Here is a 24,549-nt window from a genome sequence, read left to right as displayed (position 1 = left end):
TGACCAGCATCCCTGATCATTTGAGCGTCACTATTTCGCAAATGAGCGCAACCCCTGTGAAATCATATGGCGGCAGGGCTTCGGAGCAGCAACACATCAGCAGCCTCTGCTGCCACGAGGCGCAAAGGACAGGCGGCGGGCACGCGAAGGCGCTCGCCACAGCGCAGGCGCACCTCCGCACCGTCAAGATACGCAGCGGCTTCCCCAAACGTGATGACCACCGTGGTTTCATCCGCCGCACAGGCTTCGAAACATGGGCAGCGGCGGTCAAGCCCCAGCAGATGGGCCTGCACACAGTCATTGTAGAACAGACAGCGCTGCGAAGCCTCGGTACGCAGACGGCTCATGAGCGTGGCTGGGCTTGAGGTTCACCCCTCTCTGCCATGGCAATTTTCTCCGCATGGGTACGCGCTTTGCGGCTGCGACGCCGGCATTCCATGATGCGGCGCAGCAGCGCTGGATTGAGATCAGGACGAGAGTTCAGGCGGGTGTGATGATTGGTGTATTGCATGGCAGCACGCCCTTAGTCATGCGCCATGCACCTGCGCTTTCGCCGGTTTGACGAAGACTGCCGCTGATTTGCGCACGCGAAGCAGGCAGCACATTTGACCGCCAGATTTCGGCAAGGCAACGAAAGCGCAGCCGCCCGGTGCAGGCATATCAAAATGACATACCCAACTCATGGACCCCTCTCATTCCTCTCGCCGCATCGCCTTTAGTTTCACTCTTGGCACCTTCGACATCGAACGCATGAATCCGGATCTGTGGAGCTATGATGATGAATGCGGTTCGGCGTATGTGCAGCTCGACGGCTGCTGGTCGCGGCTGCTGCCTGCCCTGGGCAAAATAGGATGGCTCATGGCCTGTGCACCTTCCAGCCCGGTCACGGCGGCGGTGGCGCTTAAAGAGGCGAGGTTTGGGCCTGTGCCAGATTCACATGACTGGGTATGCCTGGAAACGGGCGTTGAGATTTGCGCAGCGAAGCTCGGAGGTGTGCTCGCCACCCTGGAGCCGCTGGAGGGCGCGCAACAGAGCGCCGCGCTGCAGTTCTTTGACCTCAATGGCGAAGGCTGCCTGAAGCTGCTCATCACGAACCGCAGCGATGTCACTGCTTTTCAACATCTGGTGCGTCGTCATGCCATGGCGCACCACCTCTCACTCTTTGGTCCGGCTGGTTCTGCTGCTGCGTTGGTATTGGGAACAGAGCCAGACGCCCAGGCCGTGCGCAGTCTCTGGGGGGGACTGCGACGCACGCTGCCGACGAGCGCCTTCCCTGGTCTGGAAGGCGTCTCGCGGCGGCGTGCGTTAGGCGTGGCCGGCCCCCAGCATGCCTGGCAGATCCGGGAGACTGCGGTGATGCCCCTCATCCGTGCCATGACGCTGGCAGATGCGCCGCTGGGCATCGGCGTGCGTAATGAGGCTGTGTTTCTACCCGCCGGCATGTGTCCGACTCATTGGGCGGACTGCTGCTGTGGCACCACGTTTTTCGCGGGCACTTCGCAGCTCACACTGCGCCAAGAATTGAGCCAAGCTGAAGCCTGGGCCACGCGCTTCGAGGTGCGTGGCAGGGAATCTCTCTGTCTTGAAATCTATGACGATGGTGGGAACTTCCGAGCCGGACTGGGCCTGTGCCCGGAGGCTGCGCCCACACATCACATCCAGTGGAATCACTGGCTGCGTGAGGCGGCGTGCTGAAGTCTTATTTCATGGCACGATGCACCTGCTCCAACGCCAGGACGGTGTAGGCGGTGACGAGCACTGGATCGCTTTCCATCCAGCGGCCGGAGGCGGTGTTGGCCCAGGAGCCGTCGCTGTTTTGCAGGCTGATGAGTTTACGGGAAAGGTCGGCAGTCCAGTTGGCAGAACCGGACTTGGTTTTCAGTTGAGTGATGCCCGCTGTGGCCAGGGCCTTGGCCATCGTGTGGTAGTAGTAGAACAAGCCCTCTGCACCCATGCCGGGGTTTTCCTCCACGGTATAGTTGTTGCCCAGCCATTCGAGCGCAGCGACCATGCGTGGATCTGATGGTGTGAGACCTGCGTAAATGAAGCTGAGCATGCCCGCGTAGCTGATGCTGCCGTAATAACGCATCGGGACTGGGCCATCGTCTTTTTTGCCGCCACTCGGAGCCTGCGGCACGGGCGTGTAGCCAAAAGCGCCGGTGTTTTCTTTGTCAACGCCTGCCCAGGGCTGGTCGTTCGATGCTTTCAGATTTTGGCAGCGGGAGACGAACTCAATGGCGGCACCCCAATTGAGATCGTCCTTTTTATCCACAGGCTTGCCGGTGTCTTCGAAAAGCTTCTTGGAGTAATACAATGCCTCCAGAGCAAAGGACGTATTGGAAAGGTCCGCATGTGCGCCCTGCTGCGCACCGCCGTAGCCAATGCCGCCGTCGAAAGGATTGTCCGTTTTGCCTGGCGTGTCGGCATCGTTTTGCTGATGCGCCACGAAGTTCCGTGCGCGGCGAATGATCTCTTCATCCTCAGGCCGTGCGCGCAGCACCAGGGCCATGAGACAGATGGCGGTGTTGTAGTTTGACCGCGCCTTCGAGTAGATGCCGCCGTCCGGCTTCACATTCTTGAGGAGAAAATCGTAGCCGCGCTTCAAGGCGTCTGACGTATCAGCCCCAGCCGGATTTTGAATCAAAGCGGAAAGCACCAGCGCGCTGAGCGCCGGATCTTCTATCATCCCCCAATGGCCGCCGTCCTTGTTCTGCTGTGATTTGAGATAATCCAGCCCGCGTGTGATGGCCTGCTGCACGTCCTGTTTGGTTTGAGCGGAGAGAACGCCAGCGAGCATGAAGAAGACCATGGAAATCGTTTTCATGGCATGAACTGCATCACTGAACTTGCCGCGCACAACCCGGAAGTTTGGAAAAAGCAGCGTTGGAATTGTTTTTGACCATTCCCTGCCTGCCCGATCATTCGGCACTCAGGTCATTTTAACGCCAGTATTGCACAAACCAACGCAAGCGGCGTAACGTAGCTGCTGTATCGCAGGTGTCTGTATGAAAGCTTTTCCACTGATTTCCCTATTTCTAATCGCCTTCACTTCTGCCCTGAGGGCGAATGACACACCGCCAGAGATGCCCCTGTCTGTTGCGAGCTTTGGTGCCGCAGGCATGCCGGATGGATCCTTGTATTTCTATGGCGGTCATAGTGGCAAACGTCACAAATACAATCGTGACGAAGTGCATGGCGATCTGTTTCGCTGGAAGCAGGGTTCAGACAAATGGGAGATACTGGCGAAGGATGAACCGGCGCAGGGCGCATCCCTCGTCGCAGCCAAGGATGGTGTGATCCGTATCGGCGGCATGGCTGCCCGCAACGCCAAGGGCGAGAAACAGGATCTGTGGTCAAGCGAGACAGCGGCGCGCTATGACATCGCCAGCGGCAAGTGGGCTCCCCTGCCAAAACTGCCCCAGCGCCGTTCCAGCCATGACAGCATCATCTGTGGCGACACTGTCTACGCCATCGGCGGATGGAGGATGGAGGGCGAAGCGGACTCTGTGTGGCACGACACTTATCTCACCCTCGATTTGGCCAAGACTGATGCGACCTGGCAGAGCCATCCGCAGCCGTTCAAACGCCGCGCCCTAGCAGTGCAAACGATTGGCACGAAGGTTTATGCCATCGGAGGAATGACGGATGAGGACAAGACCACGAGTGCTGTCTCCGTGCTTGATACGACAACCGGCAAATGGAGTGAAGGCCCGTCGCTGCCTGCTGAGAAAATCGGTGGTTTTGGTTTTGCTGCTGTTGCGCATGAAGGGCGGCTGTTTTCCAGCGGTGTTACCGGCCAGTTGCTTGAGCTGCGCGGCGAAAACTGGGTGGCGGTCGCGAAGCTCGCTCATCCACGGTATTTTCATCGGCTGCTGAGCGGAGGAACTGGAAAACTTATCGCCATAGGAGGAGAGAGCCGCGAAGGTGTCAAAGCGCCGCCGGAAGTCATCACCCTGCCGGCTGTGGATTCGGCACCACTGCCCGCCGCCCCAGCCCCGGCGAAGGCCGCAGGCAAGCACCCCTGATCTTAAACAGTCGAAATAACTGGAACCCACCCTAGCAAAGGTGTGATGTGATGAGAAATTGAGACTGAGTATCAATCCCAACTACCAATGCCCGCTGCCGCCCCAGAAGCTCCCTTTCGCTCATGGACCACCGTGCCCGAGCGAATCGAGGCAGACTGGGTTGATGCTGCGGCTGCAAATGCTCTCGTGGCTCATCTCAATTTTCGGGGTGACGCAGAGATGCGCTGGAAGGATGGCAGCAGCACCACGATTCCAGCGCGAACGACTTGCTGGCTGCGCGCCAGTCCGGCGGAGATGCTGATGGCCCGTCGACTCGCCAGTCGTGACCGTCATGAGTGCCTCACGCTGGTGTTTCCGGATGCCTGGCTGCGTTTGACCTTAAAAGGTGTCACCTCGCAAGTGGGCGATGCATTTCAGCCGCTGATCAGCGGCACTTCACGCTGCGTGCTCCGCCAACCGCTGACTGAGGAGGATGAAGGCTGGGCGCGTGGAGCCATGCCACCCCATTTGTGCTCTCAGGCGAGACAGTTGCTCGACTCGGCGCGTCTGACTGAATTTTTCATCCACTCCATCTTCCGCAACGAGACAGCCCAACAAGCAGGGAGCGCCATCAGCCGCACTTTGCGAGTCGCCCAAGAGCGCGTGCAGCGCGTCAAGGATCTGATGCTTGCGCAGATCGATTCGCCGCCTTCTCTGGATGAACTGGCCGCCACGGTCGGCTGCAATCCGAGCTACCTCAGCCGCACCTTCACGCAGATCGAAGGCACCACACTCTCGCAATGGCTGCGCCGCGTGCGCATTGAACACGCCGCATCCCTCATCGCGACCGGGAAGTGCAATGTCTCCGAAGCGGCACTCGAAGTGGGCTATCAGAGCTTCTCGCACTTCAGCCGCGCTTTTGCGGAGGAGAAAGGCGTGCCGCCTTCGCAATGGGTGCGCCGTTTAAGCGGAGACAAGTAGACCCGCCTCACTTCTTCTCTTCTTTGACTGTCCAATACAGCGAGGCGCTGTGGCTGATGATGCCGAAGGGGACACCATTGAAGAAGCCAGGCAGTTCTTCAGAATAACGGGCAACGGCAAGCAGATACTGGCCGGGCTTGGAGATGTCTGGAGCACGCACGTAACCCTCGGCATCAGCCTGCAATTTCTGATCGCTGACTTTGGGAGAGAAGAACAGCAGTTCGACACCACCGAGGGGCTTGCCACGGAAATAAACACGCGCTTCACCGGGCTTGCCGGTGGGAACGACGTCCATCGTCATGGCAGGTGTACCGGCTCCCGCGCCTTCCGGCTGCCAGCGGCAGTAAAAGATGGGCGCACGCGCAGGCTTGTCCTCATGCAGTTTGCGCACGGTGAACTGCGCCTGGGCAAAAGCAGGCCGGGTGCCATCGACTTTGCCGAGAAAGAAATGATCCTTCTTTTTGACCACATCGAAGACCTGTGGCTGACCTTTGTCGTCAAGCGTCCAGCCAGAGACCTGAACGAAGGAATCCAGATGACCGGGCGAGACTTCGTATTCATCTCCCCACTGGGCAAATCGCACGCCGAGACCGGCATTGTCCGGCAGTTCTTCAATCCAGAGAGAATGTGCGGAAGCTGCCAGCGGCAGCAAGCTGAAAACGGCAAGAGCGAGGAGTGAGCGGATCATGGTGGGGTTGGAGGAGATGTTCGCGGACCACATACATGCAATGAACGCGGGGTTCTTGCGGGCATTTGTCAGGAACTGTCGTTGTCTTGCGGTGCCACACTTCGGGCGATCACGCCCACATCTTCCGGTCCAGCGTGCGATAGCCGATGGCTTCAAACACATTGTCGGCGCTGATTTTTTCGTGTCCGCCGAGGTCAGCCAAAGTACGTGCCACTTTGAGAATGCGATCATGAGCGCGGGCGCTGAAATTCATCTCGCTCATGGCGTGTTCGAGGCAGCCTGCGGCCTCGGCATCAAGTTCGCAGTGCTTTTTGATGAGGCGTGGCGTCATGCTGCTGTTGGCATGAACACCCGCATGCTTGGCAAAGCGCTCCTGCTGCATGCCACGTGCGGTTTCGACACGCTTTCGAATGGGCTCGGAGGCTTCACCTCCCTCGCGTGAAGCCAGCGCCTTGTAATCAACGAGCGGCACATCCACATGAAGGTCGATTCTATCAAGCAACGGACCACTGATGCGCTGACGATAACGCTGAATCACAACCGATCCGCAACGGCACTCGCGCTTGAGATCGCCATAGTAGCCGCATGGGCAGGGGTTCATCGCGGCAACGAGCATGAACTTGGCTGGAAAGGTGACGGAGCCTGCGGCGCGTGAGATGGTGACCTTGCCATCTTCGAGCGGCTGGCGCAGGACTTCCAGCGTGCTGCGCCTGAATTCAGGCAGTTCATCGAGGAAGAGAACCCCGTTGTGCGCCAGGGAGACTTCACCCGGACCTGGATTGGAGCCGCCGCCGAGCAGACCGGCATCACTGATGGTATGATGCGGGGAACGAAACGGACGCGTGGCCACGAAGGCGCTGGCTTCGCCGAGCAATCCTGCAGCGCTGTGAATTTTGGTGGTTTCAATGGCCTCCTCTTCGCTCATGCCGGGCATGATGGTGGGAATGCGTTTGGCGATCATCGATTTGCCGGTGCCCGGAGGCCCGATCATCAGCAGCCCGTGTCCACCGCTGACGGCAATCTCGATGGCCCGAATCGCATCGGCCTGACCTTTCACGTCATTGAAATCAATGTCGTAGTGGGAGACAGCGGCGAACAATTCCGTCGCACGGCAGGGCTCAGGTGCAATTTCCACATCGCCTTTGAGGTAATCCACAACTTCACGCAGATTTTGCACGCCCACGATGTCGATCCCGGCCACGACGCTGGCCTCAATGGCAGCGCGCTTCGGCACGAGCAACCGTTTACGCCCTTTGCGCCGTGCTTCCAACGCCACCGCGAGCAGGCCACGCACCGGCCGCAGTTCTCCATTGAGGGCCAGTTCCCCGATCATGGCGGTGTCGGCCAGCATGCCCATGGGGATTCTTGCCCGGTGCGCGATCAAGGAAATGGCGATGGGCAGGTCAAAGCCGGGCCCCTCCTTTTTCAAATCTGCGGGAGCCAGATTCACGGTGGTCACCCCGTCGTTCATGATAAAACCAGAGGAGGAAATTGCCGCAATGACGCGCTCGCGGCTTTCCTTCACGGACGCATCCGGCAGACCCACGATGAACATCTTGGGTGTGCCACCGCCGTCATGCGATTCAATCTCCACCTCCAGGGCATCGACGCCGAGGAGGGTGGCTGAGTAGGTGCGGGCAATCATTCGCCCTGACTATTGAACGCCTATGGATCAGCGCAAGCCGGGAGCTTCATTCGTTTGACCAATTCGAACGACTAAAGATTGGGAGCGAAAGGCATTCTTAGGGCACCCCCGTTTCTACATCAAAACAAGACGCGCCAATTGCAATTTAGAACAAAGGACTTGGATTGCCGCAGGGCCGTAGTTATGGGAAACCAGCTCCTAACATAAATATCCCCCATCAATGAAGGTCATTTTACTTTGTGGCGGTCTTGGCACCCGCTTGCGAGAAGAAACGGAATACCGCCCGAAGCCCATGGTTCCCATCGGCGGCCAGCCGATTCTCTGGCACATCATGAAGACCTATGCGCACCACGGATTCACTGAATTTGTCCTCTGCCTGGGTTACAAGGGAGAGATCATCAAGGACTATTTTCGCAACTACTTATGGAATCGAAGCGATGTAACTCTCAAACTGGGCCGTTCCCGCCAGATCATCTACCACAATTCGCACGAAGAAGAGGACTGGACTGTGACACTCCTGGAGACTGGATTGAACACGATGACCGGAGGGCGGCTGCTGAGGGCGATGCAACACATAGGAGATGAGGACGTGCTTCTGACCTATGGTGACGGACTGACAGACGCAGACATCGGTGCTTCCGTACGTTTTCATGAGGAGAACAAGGCCCTTGTCACCATCACTGCCGTTCAACCTGCAGGACGTTTTGGCGAACTGGGGATCGATGGAGTCACCGTACGATCCATTGAGGAGAAGCCCAAAACCAAGTTCATCAATGGAGGGTACATGGTGGTGGACCGCCGTGTGCGTCAGCTCCTGGACGGCGATGACTGCGTGCTCGAGCGCGAACCATTGCAACAACTGGCCCGGGATGGAATGATAAACGCCTATTGCCATCATGGCTTCTGGCAATGCATGGACACCTTTCGTGAATTTGAAATGCTGAACAAGATGTGGGACGCAGGCACAGCACCGTGGAAAGTCTGGTGATGTTTGGCGGGATTTACAAAAACAGGCGCATACTGATCACCGGTCATACGGGGTTCAAAGGGGCATGGCTCGGTCAGTGGCTGCATCGACTGGGTGCTGAGGCGCATGGGCTCGCGCTCCCCCCGGACACGGACGCAGGAGTTTATGCCACCGCCTGCCATGGCATTTTTTCCAGCGAGTCGGCGGTGGATATTCGTGATGCCGCCGCCACGGCAAAGGCCGTTCTGCAGATAGCACCTGAATTCGTGTTTCATCTGGCGGCACAGTCTTTGGTCCGCCGGGCCTATCGCGAGCCGCTGGAGACGACAGCCACAAATGTCATGGGCACAGCCCACGTGCTCAACGCACTGCGCTCCCTGCCCTCGCCCCCCAAGGCGGTGGTAGTGGTGACTTCCGACAAGTGCTATGAAAATGTGGGCAGACAACAGAGCTATCAGGAAACGGACCCCATGGGAGGACATGACCCCTATTCTGCGAGCAAGGGTGCCACCGAAATCATTGCTTCGGCTTGGCGGCGTTCTTTTTTTAATGGGCCCGAGTCGGTGCGTCTGGCCACCGCCCGCGGGGGAAATGTAATCGGCGGCGGGGATTGGGCCGAAGATCGCATCATCCCGGACTGCATCCGCGCCCTGCGAGCCGGGACTGAAATCCCCCTGCGAAATCCCACTGCCACACGCCCCTGGCAGCATGTGCTTGATTGTCTGAGCGGGTACCTGTGTCTGGGGGCGCGTCTGGCATCGGCTCCCGTAGGGAGCGTGTTCTGCAGTGGGTTCAATTTCGGCCCCTCACTGGCGTCCGTCAGGTCTGTGCGGGACCTGATGGAGGAAGTCATGCTCCACTGGCCGGGCAGATGGAAGGATATTTCCGAAGGTCAGGGCCCTCATGAGGCGCAGTTTCTCCAGCTTGCCATCGAAAGGGCCGCGACGGAACTCGGCTGGACACCCGTCTGGGATTTTGCTACAGCGGTGCGGCATACGGTCGAGTGGTACCGTCACCAGAACGAAGGGACAGCATTGATGGAAATCACCGCTGGTCAGATTTCAGCTTATGAGCAAGATGCCATGCGCTCAGGCGCTGCCTGGGCTGCGTTCGCATGAAATTCTCCCCCACCAAAATCCAAGGCTGCTTCATCGTGGACATCGAGCCACGCACGGATGACCGGGGCTTTTTTGCCCGCAGTTTCTGCCGGCGAGAATTTGCTGAGCAGGACCTCTGCACGGAGTTTGTGCAGGCAAACATCTCGTTCAATCACGAAGCCGGCACTCTGCGAGGCATGCACTGGCAGGATGCCCCCCATGCCGAGGTCAAGGTGGTACGCTGCACGCGGGGCATCGTCTTTGATGTCGCGCTCGACCTCAGGCGTGAATCCCCCACTTACCTGCAATGGACCGGCGTCGAGCTGAGTGCTGAAAACGCGCGCTCCCTATACATCCCGCAGGGCTGCGCCCATGGATACCTGACCCTCACCCCGGACGCAGAAATGCACTATCTGGTCTCCGCTTTCTACGCCCCCACGCATGACCGCGGCGCACGCTGGGACGACCCCGCGTTCGGCATCCAATGGCCGAACACGCCACGGCGCATCCTTTCAGCTCGAGACGAGTCGCATCCTCCCTGGCAGCCATGAAGCGCATCCTCGTCACTGGCAGTTCAGGCTACCTTGGCAGTCGGATCGCCATCCGTTGCCGCCAGGCCGGGCATCACGTCATCGCCACGGCACGCAATCCCACAACCGGGCTGGAGCAGGCCCTTGGTCTCCCCGTGATGGCTTTCGATGTGCAGGACCCCGCCATGGCCAAGTTCCGTCTGCCCGCCGATGCCCTGATTCACTGCGCCACCGCCAGCGACATCGTCTCACGTGATTTTTCCGCGGGCGTCAATCTTTCCGTCCATGGCACGCGCCATGTGCTCGAACTCGCCATTCACAACGGCATTCGGGAGATCATCTTCTTCTCCTCCGTTCAGGTTTATGGCACCGAACTCGAAGGCACCATCAGCGAAAGCAGCCCGCCCCACTGCGAGACCCCCTACGCCCTCAATCACCTCCTCGGTGAGGAAGTGTGCCGTTACTATGCCCACCGCCACGGCCTGAACATCGTTCTCCTGCGGCCCGCCAACGGCTATGGCGTACCAGATGCCCCCACGGTGAACCGCTCCGCCCTGGCGCCCATGTGTTTCGTCAAAAGCGCGCTTAACGAGGAACGCCTCGTCCTTCAATCCTCAGGAAAGCAGCGTCGCAATTATATCTCCACTGACGAAATCGCGGACGCCTGCCTCCACCTCCTGCAAAACTTCCCCGCCGGAGATACAGTGATCAATGCCGGCTCTTACTGGTGCCCGAGCATACGTGAGATCGCCGACATGGTGGCGGCGGAGTATCACCACCGCACAGGCAGGCCGCTCCCGCGGAGCATTCTCTCACTCATGCCCGATCCTGGCAATTGCTTCAGCCTTGAATCAAGCCTCGGATTTCTTCGCCCCACCGTGGCTGGATCCCGCGAACACATGGCTGACGTCATTCGCAGACTGTTTGACTATTTCCAGCGCGGCCACGAAGGAGTCTCCGCTTGAGAACGCACTTCCCGCAAGCCAAGGTCGATGACATGCCTGCTTCTTCGCCCCAGATTTCCATCTGTCTTCCGACGCGAAACCGCCTGCAGGCAATCCAGCGGACGCTCGGCCAGATCACGGCGCAGACCTTCACGAACTGGGAGCTGATCATCACGGACAATGCTTCCGAGGAACCGGGGAAGGTTGATTATCTCAAAAAACTCGCCGCTGCCGATCCTCGCATCAAGCTGCACCTGCAGCCAGTGAACATCGGCCTCCACGCCAACTGGATTTTTGCGCTCAACCAGTGCAGCGGCCGCTATTACATCGCCACCACGGATGATGATCGCTGGGCTGAATCCAGCTACCTTGAGAAACTAATGTCGATGCATGACGGCCACACCGGCATCGTTTACCCAAATCTCTCCATCGACCTGCCTTCGACAGGAGAATTCAGGGAGAAAGTGCTCACGAGCGTTTATCACAACGACATGTCCCGTCATGAAATCTGCGACCGCATGGTCAAGGACCGCCGGGGCATCCTCATGCTGGGTCTGTTTGATCTCCAAGTGGTTCCTAAATCAGCAATCATCAGTGTTTATGACCATGGTCGGCACGAGCACTGTGAAACAGTGGGAATGGTCCGCATGGTGCGGGACTATCCCACGAAATTCTGTCCTGAAGTCTCTTACATTCATACCACCTACGAAGGCAATTACAGCCGCAATTGCGACCGGGAAGTCGTGTTCCGGGATGGCGGCATCGGCACCTTTCAACTGCTCGATGAGCTTAGGCTGGCTGCCGCGCAAGATCCGGGTTATGAGCCGGCGTTGCTGTCGCAGTGGTACAATGCAATCCGCTACTGCCGCGATGTCATGGAGAATTATGAGGTCAAAAGGAAAGGTGTGATCTATTTCAAACCCAGGAAGAAAAAGGGGCACATCCGAGCCTTCATTTCCAGCAAACGCAAGGCCCTGAAGACCTGGTTTAAAGGCAAGCCAACTCCCTCCCCCACCCCATGAGCAGGGCTCCCACAACTGCACTGACCATGCAACTTTTTCAAACATCCTAACCCCATGCAGCGTGTGATGAAATGGTTCGCGGATTTGTGCCAGTGTCTTAAAAACGTGGCATGCCGGACAAAGCAGGAAGCGCAGCTGCTCCAGCACACACAACTGCAAAACCGGATCACCGAACTCGAACTTTACATCTACCACACCACAGCCGCCCAGTCTTTTGACTATGACGCAGACAGCCTGCGCGTCTGGAACAAGAATGTTGACTTCATGTCGGACCCGCGATTCAGGCAGGCCTACTTCAGGGGCATGGACTCGGGGCACCAGATTGGGCGTGCCCCTGGCTCCCATGACGACATTCACATCGAGTGGAGGGTCCACATGCTCCTGTGGGCAGCCAGCCATGCCGCTCATCTCGAAGGCGACTTTGTCGAGTGCGGCGTGAACACGGGCATCTTCTCGCTGGCCATCTGCGATTATCTGGATTTCAACAAAACAGGAAAATCCTTTTTCCTGTTCGACACGTTCGAAGGCATCCCGGTGGAGCAGATGAGCGAAAAGGAAAAAGCTGGCAAAGCGGAATTCAACAAAACATGCTTTCCGGAGTGCTTTGAGCAGGCCAAAGCCAATTTCCAACCCTACCCTTCAGCCATTTTAGTGAGGGGAAAAGTGCCCGACACGCTGACTCAGGTGGACATCCCCAAGGTCGCCTTCCTCTCGATTGACTTGAACATTGCCACTCCTGAACGGTTGGCCCTGTGCTTCTTCTGGGACAAGCTTGTTTCCGGCGCTGTGATCGTGTTGGATGACTACGGCTGGAAAGGCTATGAGGAACAAAAGACGGCACTGGATGATTTCGCACGCGGCAAAGGTGTGATGATTGCAACGCTCCCCACCGGGCAGGGACTTTTGCTGAAACCTTAGTCCTCAGTCATCCGCATTCGCGCCCTGCACCCATTCATGAAAATTCTCGTCACAGGCGCCACTGGCTTTATTGGGCGTGCTTTCTGCCGTGTTGCCCTTGAACGCGGCCATCGCGTGCTTGCCCTTTGCAGGGGCACTGCTGCCGCACTGCCCCCTGAGGTTGAAATCGCACAGGGGACGCTGGTGGACACCCCGTGGAAACAGGTGGAGACATTTGCGCCGGACGCCACGCTGCATCTGGCATGGCTGGCCACGCCCGGCTCCTACCTCATGTCGCCAGAAAATGCGGTGTGGCTTGACCAGAGCATTACCTGGTTTCAGCGCCTGCAGTCCATGAAGCCCCACCATGTTGCAGGAGCTGGCACCTGTTTCGAATATGCCGCCTCGGCACTGCCTTTGCAGGAGTCGCTCTCGCCGCTGGCGCCTCTTTTCCCCTACTCACAGGCAAAGGTGTCGCTGTTCCAATGGCTGCGGAAGGAAGGCGGCTTTTCTGCGATGCCCTGGACTTGGTTCCGCGTCTTTATTCCATATGGTCCAGGGGAGCACCCCAACCGCCTGACCAGCTCGCTCATCTCCCAGTTGCGCGCAGGCAACCGCCTCTCGCTGCGAACACCGTACAGCTTGCGGGACTACATCTACATTGATGATGCCGCCCTGGCGCTCTGCCGGGCGCTCGAGGAAAAAATCACGGGCGCGGTCAATGTCGGAACAGGCCGGGGAATTGTCATCCAGCACCTCGCCCAGCGCATTGCGGATGCGCTGGGTGTGGCCCCCTGCCAGGCACTTCCCACAGGAGAACCGGCACTGGATCCAACTCCCAGCATCGTCGCTGACCTCACACGCCTGGGAAGCATCTGGACTCCGAAAGTAAGCCTGGAAGAAGGACTGCAGCGCTTGATTGACAGCCTCCCTATGGCAACTTAGGAAGCGCGGTGAATCAGGCCCCGAGTACATCCCCTCCAGCACAGCTCTGGTGTCCAGGCTGCCACTCGTCTGCATTGGGAGAAAGCCTGTTTTTGCCTCAGCAGCCCGTGATCCTGAATTACCGCTGCGAGTCTGAAGCGGCCGCCAGAAACGTGGCCAGGCGTGACATGCGCCTCCGCGAATGCAACGCCTGCGGGCTCATCTTTAATGACATTCTGGATCTTGCCGCCATCCCGTATGATGAGCGCTATGACAACCGGCAGAACTTCTCTCCCAGCTTTACCACAATGCTGGAGCAGACTGCAGATCTCCTCGCCCAGCGTTACACAGCCAGAAACGGTGCGGTGCTCGAAGTGGGCTGCGGCAAAGGTGAGTTTCTCCGCCTTTTCTGCGCCCGCGCGCAGGTCGAGGGCATTGGCTTCGACACTTCGTGTGAGGCGGAGGGAAGACAGCCGGGTGAACGCGTGACGTTTTTTCAACGTTACGCCACCCCTGCAGATGTGACGGAGAAAGTCGATCTCGTGGTGTGCAGGCATGTGGTTGAGCACGTGCCTCAGATTGGTGGCTTCTTTCATTTGCTGCATGGCATCGCCGCCGCCGGCGGAAACTCCGCCGTGTATGTGGAGACACCGGCCTTCGAATGGATTGTCGAACAGCAGGCTTTCTGGGATGTGTTCTATGAGCACTGCAATTACTTCACCACCCACACGCTGCGACTCCTCGCTGAACGGGCCGGCTTTGCCGTGCTCGACCATAGGCGCGTCTTTGGCGGGCAGTATCAGGCTCTGGAGCTGCGTCCCCGCAGCAAAGACGCCGCCCCGCCAACGCAGCATGAACGGAGTTCCACTTTGCTGCCAGCTTTCACCGCTAGCCTGGCCGGCTCACAACGTGAGGTGTTGCGGCGACTTGAGGCTCATGGCTCGACGAACAGCTGGGCCATCTGGGGGGCCGGTGCCAAAGGAGTCTCTCTGGCCCAGACTTTCACAGCAACACCTCCAGCTTTCGTAATCGACTCCAATCCCAGCAAGCAGGGCATGTTTCTTCCCGGCTCCGGCATCCCTGTCATCGCCCCTTCTGATCCTCGCGTGGCGGACGTGGCAGTGGTTCTCGTCGCCAACCCCAACTATTTGGCGGAGATACGTGCGACCCTGGACGAACAAGGGACTTCACCGCAACTGCTGCCTCTTTAAGTCCATGCAACTCCACATCGACACCGACACGAATACGCTGACCTCCGGCGGGCAGCCCCTGCCGCTCTACAGCACCGAGGCATTCAAAATCATTTCAGACCTGTGGGTGAAGGTGGGCTGGAACGCCAAATATTCCTACACCTTCTCATGGCTGGGGCGTCCGATCATCCAGCTGCCCGAAGATGTGATGCGCATTCAGGAAATCATACACCGGGTGAAGCCAGACGTGATTGTCGAAACAGGCGTAGCCCATGGAGGCTCGCTTATTTTGTACGCCAGCCTCTTCGAGGCAATGGGAACGGCGGGCCAGGTGATCGGCGTGGACATCGAGATCCGCCCGCATAACCGCAAGGCCATCGAGGAGCACGCCTTGTTCAAGCGCATCACCCTCATCGAAGGCTCGTCAGCGGACGCTAAAACCGTCACCCAAGTAAAATCGAAACTGCCTCGCGGCGCCAAAGTGCTGGTCATCCTGGATTCCAACCATACCCGCGACCATGTCAGCGCCGAGTTAAATGCTTATCACGACATCGTCAGCCCCGGGTCTTACATTGTCGCCACAGACGGAATCATGAGCGAGGTGGCTGATGCTCCGCGCGGCGATCCCGGCTGGGTCACCAACAATCCGGCTCAGGCCGCCAGAGAATTCGCCGCCACCCACCCTGAATTCGTCGTAGAGCAACCCCAGTGGCTCTTCAATGAAAGCGCCCTCAACAGCAACGTCACGCACTGGCCCGGCGCCTACTTGCGTCGTTTGCAAGCGGGCCCTGAAGCAGGCTAACGCAGCCATTCCCGCTCCGCTTTTTCCAACAGCTCAGCGTCCGCGTAAAAAATGGCGCAGCCTGCGCTCAAATGAGCGGCCAGCATTACGCCACCATGTGTTCTTCTGCTGACGTTTGTGGGTGGCGGCAGCAGGCGGAACAGCCGGGGATTGATGGGACCATTTCAGGAATGCATCGTTCATCATGGCACGAACGCCATGGAACTGGTGCCCGTCTGTCCGGTTCTCCCAGTCCACAGCCACCAGTGCCGGAAAATCCGGGCAGTTCTCAGCGACCCATTCCGGCCAGAACATGCAGAGCATGATTCCGCCCAGATCATGCCTGGGTGTGGTTCGAAGAAGGTAAGTATATAATTCGAAAAAACTGCAGATGGTTTCCGCCGCGCGGCCCATCTGATTCGACTCCTTCAGGCAAGGCAGCAGTTGCATGGCAAAGCAGTAGGCGAATTGCTCAACCACCGTTGACCGCTCTTTGCGGGTAGTATTATCCTCATGCCACCGATAGTAGGCCAGCACCTCCTGCACCTGGGCAAACCGGGCTCCACGCCTGAGCAAGGTCAGATGAAAATAGTAGTCCGCCACGCCGTTGAGACCGTCAGGAGGCGCCACACACAGCTCTCTGCGGTAAAAGGCAGCCGGAATGCAGAGAAAATGACGGTTCATCCACGATTCCAGGGCGTTATAGTCACGCGGTGCGTTGATGACATCCTCCATCCAACGCGTCCCCTCGGGGCGGCGGCCAAACGAATCAACCTGCTCGACATACCCGCCTGCCACGTCGGCTTCGGGATGCTTTGCCAGATAGTTCAGCAAAATCTCATGTTTTTTGGAGTCCAGATAATCATCAGCGGACAAAAATGAAAACCATTCGCCCAGACACTGCTCCAGGCCAAAAGCCCAGCCACCGCACATGCCCCGGTTTGCTTCCAGCCGGAAACTCTTGAGACGCGGATCATGATACTGTTGGATCACCTGCCACGAATCATCCGTGGAGCCGTTGTCCACCACGATGAGCTCCAGATCGTCATGTGTCTGCCCCAGCACGCTCTCGATGGCACGTCCCACGTACTGCGCATAGTTGTAGCAAGGGATGAGAACGGAAACTCGCGGGGCTGGCATTTGGAATCAAAAGCTGAAAAAGATTTCTTCTATCCCTCGGTTGGCCTGATCTTCAAGGCATTCCGCCCACGGGATGGTACAACGCCGGGTCTTTATGAAGCAGCAGCTTGGGGCTGACTCCTCTCACAATGCGGAAGCAGTCATCCGAGAGCAGCCTGGTGTCTTTGAACGCGGCCATGTTGAAGCCGTGGGGCGGGCCCTCGAGATAGACACTGTCGCAGGGGATCAGCTCCACGGGCGAGCCCTTCATGTCCTGATTGGCGTTAAAGTCGCGCACCGCGAAGACGCTGTATCCGAGTCCAGTCAGCCATTGCACCACCTCAGTGCGGTGCAGGCCGTGCGTCCAGTCCACATAGTTACGATGGATCTCAAAGACCAGATTGGGCGCTTTTCCAGGCGGCAGCGTGAGAAAATCCCCCGTTCCTTTCAGCGCCATTTGTTCCGCACCTTCCAGATCCAGCATGATCAGATCCACCTCTGTTAAATGCTGCGCGCGCAGGTAGTCGTCCAGCCTCACCGTTGAGATGCCTGTGGAATCTCCGCCCGCATCGTCCTCCATCATCGTCGCGTATGCATCCTGGCCGGAGAGCCGAAGCCCCTCGCGCTTCGAATCCCAAAGCCCCTCGCCATTGATCCGGACATTGGACAAGGCATTGAGCGTCACATTGTGCTCAAGCATGCTGCGCTGGCTCGAATCCGGCTCAAAAGCATGCACCGTGCCGCCGCACCTGGCCATTTCCTGAGCCACCAAGATGGTGTGATCTCCAAAATAAGCCCCGCCAATCACCGCGCTGCGTGCGCCACGCGCCAGACGCACCAGCAGCCGGGTCGTCTGCGGCTCCCAGACATGATCTGGCAGTTCAGGATCACTCATCACGAACTCCCGGGCGATTTTAGAACGGTAGAGGAATTGGAAAAACGTGCCGTCGTGCAGTTCTTTTTGCATCACCTCATTGTCCAGATGCACGGAATCCACCAGCGGTCCGCTGGCCTCTTCACGCAGGTTGGGACGTACGATGCGGGCGGCCTTTTCCCATTGCACGATCGTCCGCACGAACGATTGCCGCAGTTCGGGATCCTTGCGGATTGTCTCCAACGTTTTGAGGACGGAAACGCCCTGTGGGGTGCTTGCTGCCATAATTTATTTGTTACCTCTCACCAGTTTTCGAATCGTGCGCTCAAATTTTCGTCCAGCTTCCCGCAATGGTCCCCGTTTCTTCGGAGGCCCCTTTTTTTGCGGAAATTCCGTCAGGTGCTCATGTTCCTTTTTTGGGAAAATCGACTTCAGGCATCCGCCATCCACGATGGCTTTCAGGGCATGCAGAGGGGGCTCCGCCTGTCTGGAAGCCCAGTCCAGAGTGAGTACGGCGTGGTAGTCTGCACAATTTGCCACCACCCAATCTGGCCAGAGCATGCATAGCATCATGCTTTTGACTTGCTGCGGCGTGGATGCTTGAATCTGCAGATAATAATGATCAAACAAGAAGGTGATGGCCGCAGTGGCCAGATCCTCCTGCCCGGAATCCCTCAAATAGGGCAAAAACTGCGTGGCAAAACAGTAGGCGAACTGCAGTGGAGCCGTGGACTGCTCTGTCGCGCTTCCGCTGGTGTTGCTGGTATGCCAGCGGTAGCAGGCCACCACGTCCCGCAACTGAGCAAAGCGGCATCCGCGCCTCAGCAGCCGCACATGAAAATCATAGTCGCTGACCGCATTGATCCCTCCGGTTGGCGGCGTGCACTGGCTGCGCCGGTACAGTGCGGCAGGGATGCAAAGATAGTGCCGCATCAACCAGGAATCTCCCCTGTTAAAATCACGTGGCTCGTTGATGATTTTTTCCATCCATGCATGCCTCTTCCATGGGCACCCGTTCTCATCCACCTGCGTAACGTAGCCACCGACCACATCCACCTCCGGGTGCGCCGCCAGATACTGCAGCAGGACCTCATGCTTCTGGGACATCAGATAGTCGTCTGCGGACAGAAAGCTGAACCACTCCCCCGTGCACTGCTCCAGCCCAAAGGCCCAGGCCTTCACGATCCCCTCGTTTTTCTCAATCCGAAAGGTCTTGATCCGCGCATCCTTGTAACTCTGGATCACCTTCCATGAATCATCCGTGGAACCGTTGTCGATCACGATCAGCTCCAGGTCCCCGTTCGTCTGCGCCAGCACGCTCTCGATCGCCTGACCGACGTAGTGCGCATAATTGTAGCAGGGGATCAGTACAGAAATCATGGGAGAAGTCACATTGTGCAGGGCATCCGGTTGTCGGTTGTCTCTCACCGCACTCGTTTGAGGTAGCCGTCCAGCCCTTCACTGATCATGCCCTTTGCCGTGAGAAACTGGTCGAGTTCAAAGTCGTCCCGCTCAGCCAGAAACTGCCGTGCGGCCGTGCAGGGATTGTCACCCACATCCCAGGGGCGGTTGTGGTAGTAGCCTTTGGGAAAGAACTCGATGAACGTGTCCGGCAGGATGCAGTACGAGTCCACCGTCACCAGATTCGCGTAAAGTTTGAGCTCCTCGTACACGTGCTGGTGGGTGTGGTTGGAGTCAAGAATCACCATCACGGTCCTGGCTCCGGCAGCCAGTTCCTTCACCCGGGCAAAGACCCCTGCATCGACGGAGCTGCCCTCGATCATCGTGATATGCTTCGACATCGGGTGCGCGTCAATTTCCTGCCGGTTGTGCTCCCGGATGTCGATGTCCACGGCCACCACCCGACCATTCTCAATGCCTATCATCTGCTGCATCGACGCCGAAAAAATGATGGAACCGCCGTGCGCGATACCGGTCTCAATGATCAGATCCGGCTTGAGCCGCCACATGAGCTCCTGCTGGATGACCATGTCCGTGGGAAACTTGATGATCGGCCGCCCCATCCATGTGAAATTGTAGGTATATTTGTAGCGGTCCGCATGCACCATCCACTCGATGGATTTGCGCTTCAGCTCTTCATCCTCCCCCATGCGGATGATGTCAGCATGACGCTCATCGAAGAATTGCTGAACGGCGGGATGTGGCGGGCGGCTCATGGAAGGCGTGTCAGGTAGGCAGCAGGAACGCTGTCATAGAGGCAGATTAAAAACGCTCAAGCTCTTTAAGCATCATTCCGCATGCCATTTAGTTTTTCTCAATCACACGCTTCAGAGCAGACGCGGCCCTTTTGGAAGCCATGCCGCACCCACCTCCCCACAGCAGCAGCTGCGCGAATGCTCGGGGTGTCCACATGACGCGCAAGCAGGAGCGCGCACCCAAGCATCAAAGGAAGTGTGACGAAAAGGCAGATGATGATGGTCAGCGGATAAGACACCCCGCGTTCATCCAAATATAAATACAGACCACAGGTGATCGTGGGCAGGATGATGAAATGGCAGCCGTAAATGGCATAGGACAGGCGGCCCAGCAGACGCGCTGGGGCGCTCAGCAGCACGCCTCTCCCCCACCCCGCCAGCACCAGCAGGAAGAGCATGAAAGCTCCCAGCATCGGATACCCCCCGCCGAGCCTGGGGGTGATCGTCGGCAGGAGGCGGTAAAGCGTTTCACCGGCACTGCCATAATAGGGAAAACTGGCAAACACCACCGCGACGACGAGCCATGAATAGCGCAAAGGTTTGCTCTGCCAGCAGCGGGCCAGCAGCCCTGGCATGTGCCAGACTTCGGCGGCCATCATGCCAAACACGAAACCTTGCAGCAGCAGCCAGTGTCCGGCAGGAATGATCTGTGAATCATAGCCGCACGCCCTCATCATTTCTGGCAGCCGGCCCAGCACCATCAGCATGCCGATGAGCACCGGCAGACGCCCCCATGCCAGCCGGGTCAAATGGGCCGCCATGCCAAAGACCATGAATGAACCATAAAGCTCCAGCTCAATGGTCCAGAGGGGAGGATTGAAGGAGACGCCATAAAAAAACGGGCCGGTCGCCAGGGCGGAGATGTCGTGTGCCTCGATCTCCTTGGGCCAGAAATAGGCCAGCCAGCTATTGTGCAGGCGTGCTGCGGCAGTCTGCGTCACAAACCACCCCTGCCACCAGCAAAACATGCCGGCCAGTTCAGTGACGATCACCATGCCGCCCAGACGCACCGGTCGTTTCAAAGCCGCTGTCAGCAGATCCTGGTTCGTGAAACGCTCTCCAGGTGCAAGCTGGCGCACAGTCAGTACAAAACCGCTCAACACAAAAAACATGCAGACTGCCAGATGCCCGGATGTCAGGAGGTGCAGCGGCGTGCTCACAAACAGTATTTCCCAGGAAAAATGTCCGTCTTTGGCAAACACCGCGCCCGGCAGAAAAATGCCGGCGAAGTGGGCCACCACAACCACTGCGGCAGCAATGCCTCGCAACGAGTCCAATTCCTCGAAACGGTGCACGGAGGATGCTTGCTTGTCGGCCATGGCTGCATAAACCGCAGTTGGCGGCGGTGCACAAGCACACAGAATGACCTCGGAAATCCCCTCTTTCCCCTGCTACGGATCGGTTTGATCAGCCATGAGCCATATGTTCTTGTATTGCTCATGCCTCGGCTGCATGGAGGGCTTTACGTGAAAGGCACGACCACCATCTGCCATGCCCCCTCCATTCTTCACCATCGTCATTCCCACCTGCAATCGCGCCGGGCTTTTGCAGGCCACGCTTGATGCCGTTCTCAGCCAGACGTTTGGGGACTTTGAAGTGATCGTGCAGGACAACGCATCCACGGATGGCACTCGGGAGCTGGTGGCTGGCCATGCAGATCCCCGCCTCAGGTACTTGCGCCAGAAGGAGCTGGTTCATGTGGGGCGCAATTGGGCGGACGGTGCTGCCGCCGCAGTTGGTGAATACGTGATCATCAATCAGGATGACGACCTGCTCCATCGGGATTTCCTGCTGCGCTGCCACCAGGCCGTGGCCGGCAGGAAGGATGTGGCCATGTACGCCGCCCCCGCCTGGCGGGAGGAACGCGGCAGGGGCTACAAAGCGAGGCTGCTGCGTACAAACGAGGGCTATGTGCATGACTTCCTTCTCAATGATCAGATCCTCTACATGGACGGCCCGCGCATGGCAGTCTCCCTCCTGAACCTGGTTTTCTACTTCCTTCAGCCCTCGGTTGCGATCCGCCGTGAAACCATGCTCCGCTCTGGAGGCTACGAATCCAGGGCGGACTGCCAGTTCGACATCATGACACAGGCCAGAGTCCTGATGCATGGCAGCCTCGCCTATGACCCCCGCCCCGGCGCCATGTATCGCGATCATGAGGCCAACACCTGGAAGACCTATTCCCGGTCCCTGCGCAAAAAACTGCTGTCACAAACGCTGGTGTTGATCATCGCGGATCTTGTCAAGGCGGGCATTCCATGGGAGCAGCACCTGGATGCAGAATTGAAGGGATGCTCGAAACGCGACCTTGAAAAGGCCTTGAAAGACTGGTGCTGGTGTGGTGCCCCTGCCATTTTGACAGAAAAGGCAGCTCAGGAGCTGCGGCGTCGCCAGCCCTCTGGCTCCTCCTTGATCTTTAACGCCCGGTTGATCCGCAAGCTGGGATGGCGCTATTTGAAACAGCGCTTGTCGAAGACCAGGACCTAGTATCGAGGGGATTCAAATCGTCCTTGGTGTTTGCGGCAGCGCCGCAGCCGGCTGCAAACCTTTCGTTGGACACAGCCCCCCGCCTCAGGTTAAAACCGGCATCAGCTCCATCTCACTCAGCCACAGTTTGAACCCCCTGTTGAAATTCCTTTTGGGCAAACTGCTCAAAAAAACCAATCCCGCGAGCCTGGCGGCGCTCAAAAAGCTCCTTTCCTATGCCCGCACGCAGTGGCGGCGGCTGGCCACCGGCCTGGTATTGAGCATCGGCTCCGGAATGTTCAATGCGTTCATGCTTCTGTCTTTCAATGTGATCTTTTCGATCGTCTTGAAAGGAGACTCCCCCGTCCTCGAAAAATCCCTGCCGGTTCCCTTTGTCGGCATGGTTTCCCTGCGGGAGGCGCTCCATCTCCCCCTCAAGGGCGAGAAGGCGTCCTTTTACTCGGTGGTTCTGGCCAGCGCCTTGATTCCCTGCATGATTTTTTGCCGAGGCTTTCTCGGCTACCTCGCCACACGCTCCTATGTCAAGGCCTCCAGCCACATCCTCTTCCGCATTCGCAATGATCTCTACGCCGCCATTCTCCGGCAGTCGATGGTCTTCTTCAACCGCTCCAAGGCTGGGGAGCTCATCCAGGTCGTCTCACTTCAGTCCACCGCTCTGCAGGTGAACGCCCTCGCCTTGGTGCAGGCGATCACGCGGCATCCCGCCATGATTCTGTCCACCCTCTCGGTCATCTTCACCATCGATCCGCTTTTCACCTTCATGTCGTTGTTTGTCTTCCCCCTGTGCATCATTCCCGTGCGCATGATCTCCCGGGCGGTCAAGAGCAGCGGCCAGACCGAGTTCAACGCCTCCTCGGACATGCTCGTGAGCATGCACGAAGCCTTCGGCGGCATTCGCCTCGTCAAAGGAAACTCCAGGGAGGACTATGAGCTGGCGCGTTTCGAAAAAGGCAACAGGGCCAGTTCCATTGACGCCATTCGCTTCAACAAGCTCACGGACCTCAGCGGCACCGTGGTTGAAACCGTCGCCTCCCTCGGAATCGCCGCCGGTCTGATCTACTGGTGGCACCTCGATAAATCAGCCGCCGACTTCATGTTCCTCGTCGTGGCCCTCATCGGGATGTACCCGCCCATCAAGGAGCTCAGCCGTGTCGGCATGACCACTGAGCGCACCCTCTCCGCCTGCCAGGAGGTATTCAAGCTTCTGGAACGGGAGCCTGACATCAAGGACCGTCCAGATGCCCTCGCTCTTCCGCGCACCACCGGCAGTATTTCCCTGCGCAACGTCACCTTCACCTACGTGAAGCCAGACGGGGAAAAATATGACCGCCCGGCTGTCAGAAACGTCAGCCTGGACATTGAGCCAGGAAAATTCTATGCGCTGGTCGGCCCCAGCGGCTCGGGCAAAAGCACCCTCTTCTCCTTGTTCCTGAGGTACTACGATGTGGATGACGGCGTCATCAGCATCGACGGCCATGACATCCGTGACGTCACGCAGAAAACCCTGCGCGAAAACATCGGCATTGTCAGTCAGGATGTCTTCCTCTTTCACGACACCATCCGGCAGAACATCCGCTATGGCCGGCTGGAGGCCACGGACGAGGAGATTCTCCACGCCGCCACCCAGGCTCATGTGGATTCCTTTGTGCAGGAGTTCCAGGAAGGCTACGACACCGTCGTGGGAGACGGCGGCTCCAAGATCTCCGGCGGTCAGAAGCAGCGCATCTCCATAGCGCGCACCATTTTGAAAAATGCCCCAGTCCTTCTGCTTGACGAGGCCACCTCCGCGCTCGACACCGAAAGCGAGCGCATCATCCAGGAGGCCATCCATGACCTCACGGCCGGGCGCACCGTCATCGCCATTGCCCACCGCCTCTCCACCGTGCTCGCCGCCCATAAGATCATCGTCATGCAGGAAGGCCGGGTCGAGGCCATTGGCTCCAATGAGCAGCTGCTGCGCAGTTCGTCGCTTTACCGGCGCCTTTATGAGTTGCAGTTTAACACCTCTCCTGATGCAACTCTGGACGCATCCATGGCCTAAGTACCATGCAATCAAACAAACATGTGTCCGAGCTCATGGTTGGACATGGGCTTGTAGTGGAATTGCCTGCAGGCATTTTTCTCATGGAAAAAAGCCGCCTTCATTTCACGATGCAAAGCCCCTCCTGAACTGGAAGAGACTA

General features: G+C 58.2%; 23 protein-coding genes. 14 read left to right on the top strand and 9 right to left on the bottom strand.

From position 1 onward, the window contains the following. Nucleotides 1–62: 62 nt before the first annotated feature. Complete coding sequence (locus AC24GY_RS03060) at nt 63–347, bottom strand: cupin domain-containing protein (protein WP_487680193.1); 285 nt, start codon at nt 345–347, stop codon at nt 63–65. 334 nt (nt 348–681) lie between these two features. On the opposite strand from AC24GY_RS03060, the gene AC24GY_RS03055 reads away from it, so the two are divergent. Continuing rightward, nucleotides 682–1,695, top strand: coding sequence for a hypothetical protein (locus tag AC24GY_RS03055; RefSeq protein WP_487680191.1), 1,014 nt, complete (start codon nt 682–684; stop codon nt 1,693–1,695). 4 nt (nt 1,696–1,699) lie between these two features. Here the strand turns inward: AC24GY_RS03055 and AC24GY_RS03050 are convergent, their stop codons facing one another. After that, complete coding sequence (locus tag AC24GY_RS03050) at nt 1,700–2,824, bottom strand: prenyltransferase/squalene oxidase repeat-containing protein (RefSeq protein ID WP_487680189.1); 1,125 nt, start codon at nt 2,822–2,824, stop codon at nt 1,700–1,702. A 259-nt stretch (nt 2,825–3,083) separates the two neighbouring features. Between AC24GY_RS03050 and AC24GY_RS03045 the strand changes: the two genes are divergently transcribed. Together AC24GY_RS03045 and AC24GY_RS03040 are read left to right on the top strand one after the other, a co-directional pair. Continuing rightward, a complete protein-coding gene (locus tag AC24GY_RS03045) occupies nt 3,084–4,025 on the top strand; it encodes a Kelch repeat-containing protein (RefSeq protein ID WP_487680187.1) in 942 nt (313 codons plus the stop codon). An 87-nt stretch (nt 4,026–4,112) separates the two neighbouring features. Further along, nucleotides 4,113–4,985: a helix-turn-helix domain-containing protein gene (locus tag AC24GY_RS03040; protein ID WP_487680185.1), complete on the top strand. Its 873-nt coding sequence runs from the start codon at nt 4,113–4,115 to the stop codon at nt 4,983–4,985. A 7-nt stretch (nt 4,986–4,992) separates the two neighbouring features. Here the strand turns inward: AC24GY_RS03040 and AC24GY_RS03035 are convergent, their stop codons facing one another. After that, the gene (locus tag AC24GY_RS03035; RefSeq protein ID WP_422320580.1) at nt 4,993–5,673 is read right to left on the bottom strand and encodes a hypothetical protein; all 681 of its coding nucleotides are present in this window, start codon (nt 5,671–5,673) and stop codon (nt 4,993–4,995) included. A gap of 109 nt (nt 5,674–5,782) precedes the next feature. After that, nucleotides 5,783–7,318, bottom strand: coding sequence for a YifB family Mg chelatase-like AAA ATPase (locus tag AC24GY_RS03030; RefSeq protein ID WP_422320581.1), 1,536 nt, complete (start codon nt 7,316–7,318; stop codon nt 5,783–5,785). A 220-nt stretch (nt 7,319–7,538) separates the two neighbouring features. Here AC24GY_RS03030 and rfbF point away from each other — a divergent pair, with 220 nt between their 5' ends. The 9 genes from rfbF (at nt 7,539) to AC24GY_RS02985 (ending at nt 15,691) form a co-directional block, all read left to right on the top strand. Further along, nucleotides 7,539–8,306 carry a glucose-1-phosphate cytidylyltransferase gene (gene rfbF, locus AC24GY_RS03025; RefSeq protein WP_487680183.1) on the top strand — a complete coding sequence of 256 codons (768 nt, stop codon included), beginning with the start codon at nt 7,539–7,541 and terminating at the stop codon, nt 8,304–8,306. After that, a complete protein-coding gene (gene rfbG, locus AC24GY_RS03020; RefSeq protein ID WP_487680181.1) occupies nt 8,270–9,403 on the top strand; it encodes a CDP-glucose 4,6-dehydratase in 1,134 nt (377 codons plus the stop codon). The genes rfbF and rfbG overlap by 37 nt, the downstream gene beginning before the upstream one ends. Then, nucleotides 9,400–9,933, top strand: coding sequence for a dTDP-4-dehydrorhamnose 3,5-epimerase (rfbC, locus tag AC24GY_RS03015; protein WP_422320584.1), 534 nt, complete (start codon nt 9,400–9,402; stop codon nt 9,931–9,933). The genes rfbG and rfbC overlap by 4 nt, the downstream gene beginning before the upstream one ends. Next, nucleotides 9,930–10,877 (top strand): NAD-dependent epimerase/dehydratase family protein, encoded by a 948-nt coding sequence (locus AC24GY_RS03010; protein ID WP_487680179.1) that lies wholly within the window; start codon nt 9,930–9,932, stop codon nt 10,875–10,877. The genes rfbC and AC24GY_RS03010 overlap by 4 nt, the downstream gene beginning before the upstream one ends. Continuing rightward, entirely contained in the window at nt 10,874–11,878 is a 1,005-nt protein-coding gene (locus tag AC24GY_RS03005) for a glycosyltransferase family 2 protein (protein WP_422320586.1), read from the top strand. The genes AC24GY_RS03010 and AC24GY_RS03005 overlap by 4 nt, the downstream gene beginning before the upstream one ends. A gap of 66 nt (nt 11,879–11,944) precedes the next feature. Then, nucleotides 11,945–12,796 carry a TylF/MycF/NovP-related O-methyltransferase gene (locus AC24GY_RS03000; RefSeq protein WP_422320587.1) on the top strand — a complete coding sequence of 284 codons (852 nt, stop codon included), beginning with the start codon at nt 11,945–11,947 and terminating at the stop codon, nt 12,794–12,796. A gap of 36 nt (nt 12,797–12,832) precedes the next feature. Further along, the gene (locus AC24GY_RS02995) at nt 12,833–13,720 is read left to right on the top strand and encodes an NAD-dependent epimerase/dehydratase family protein (RefSeq protein ID WP_487680177.1); all 888 of its coding nucleotides are present in this window, start codon (nt 12,833–12,835) and stop codon (nt 13,718–13,720) included. 167 nt (nt 13,721–13,887) lie between these two features. Further along, the gene (locus AC24GY_RS02990) at nt 13,888–14,910 is read left to right on the top strand and encodes a class I SAM-dependent methyltransferase (RefSeq protein WP_487680175.1); all 1,023 of its coding nucleotides are present in this window, start codon (nt 13,888–13,890) and stop codon (nt 14,908–14,910) included. A gap of 4 nt (nt 14,911–14,914) precedes the next feature. Beyond that, nucleotides 14,915–15,691, top strand: a complete 777-nt coding sequence (locus AC24GY_RS02985; RefSeq protein WP_422320590.1) for a cephalosporin hydroxylase family protein — start codon at nt 14,915–14,917, stop codon at nt 15,689–15,691. Between the two features lie 33 nt (nt 15,692–15,724). Here AC24GY_RS02985 and AC24GY_RS02980 read toward each other — a convergent pair whose 3' ends face one another. The 5 genes from AC24GY_RS02980 to AC24GY_RS02960 all read right to left on the bottom strand — a co-directional run bounded on the left by AC24GY_RS02980 (nt 15,725) and on the right by AC24GY_RS02960 (nt 21,198). Further along, complete coding sequence (locus AC24GY_RS02980) at nt 15,725–16,810, bottom strand: glycosyltransferase family 2 protein (RefSeq protein WP_422320591.1); 1,086 nt, start codon at nt 16,808–16,810, stop codon at nt 15,725–15,727. Between the two features lie 52 nt (nt 16,811–16,862). After that, entirely contained in the window at nt 16,863–17,948 is a 1,086-nt protein-coding gene (locus AC24GY_RS02975; RefSeq protein WP_487680173.1) for an FkbM family methyltransferase, read from the bottom strand. A 3-nt stretch (nt 17,949–17,951) separates the two neighbouring features. After that, a complete protein-coding gene (locus AC24GY_RS02970; protein ID WP_487680171.1) occupies nt 17,952–19,043 on the bottom strand; it encodes a glycosyltransferase in 1,092 nt (363 codons plus the stop codon). A 44-nt stretch (nt 19,044–19,087) separates the two neighbouring features. Then, nucleotides 19,088–19,840 (bottom strand): cephalosporin hydroxylase family protein, encoded by a 753-nt coding sequence (locus AC24GY_RS02965; RefSeq protein ID WP_487680169.1) that lies wholly within the window; start codon nt 19,838–19,840, stop codon nt 19,088–19,090. A 98-nt stretch (nt 19,841–19,938) separates the two neighbouring features. Continuing rightward, a complete protein-coding gene (locus AC24GY_RS02960; protein ID WP_487680167.1) occupies nt 19,939–21,198 on the bottom strand; it encodes an acyltransferase family protein in 1,260 nt (419 codons plus the stop codon). A gap of 172 nt (nt 21,199–21,370) precedes the next feature. On the opposite strand from AC24GY_RS02960, the gene AC24GY_RS02955 reads away from it, so the two are divergent. Together AC24GY_RS02955 and AC24GY_RS02950 are read left to right on the top strand one after the other, a co-directional pair. Continuing rightward, complete coding sequence (locus tag AC24GY_RS02955; RefSeq protein ID WP_487680165.1) at nt 21,371–22,366, top strand: glycosyltransferase family 2 protein; 996 nt, start codon at nt 21,371–21,373, stop codon at nt 22,364–22,366. A gap of 139 nt (nt 22,367–22,505) precedes the next feature. Beyond that, a complete protein-coding gene (locus AC24GY_RS02950; RefSeq protein WP_487680163.1) occupies nt 22,506–24,407 on the top strand; it encodes an ABC transporter ATP-binding protein in 1,902 nt (633 codons plus the stop codon). The last annotated feature ends 142 nt before the right edge of the window (nt 24,408–24,549 follow it).

The organism is Prosthecobacter sp. Pr1 (assembly GCF_057652315.1).
This window is presented reverse-complemented; position numbering and strand designations above follow the sequence as displayed.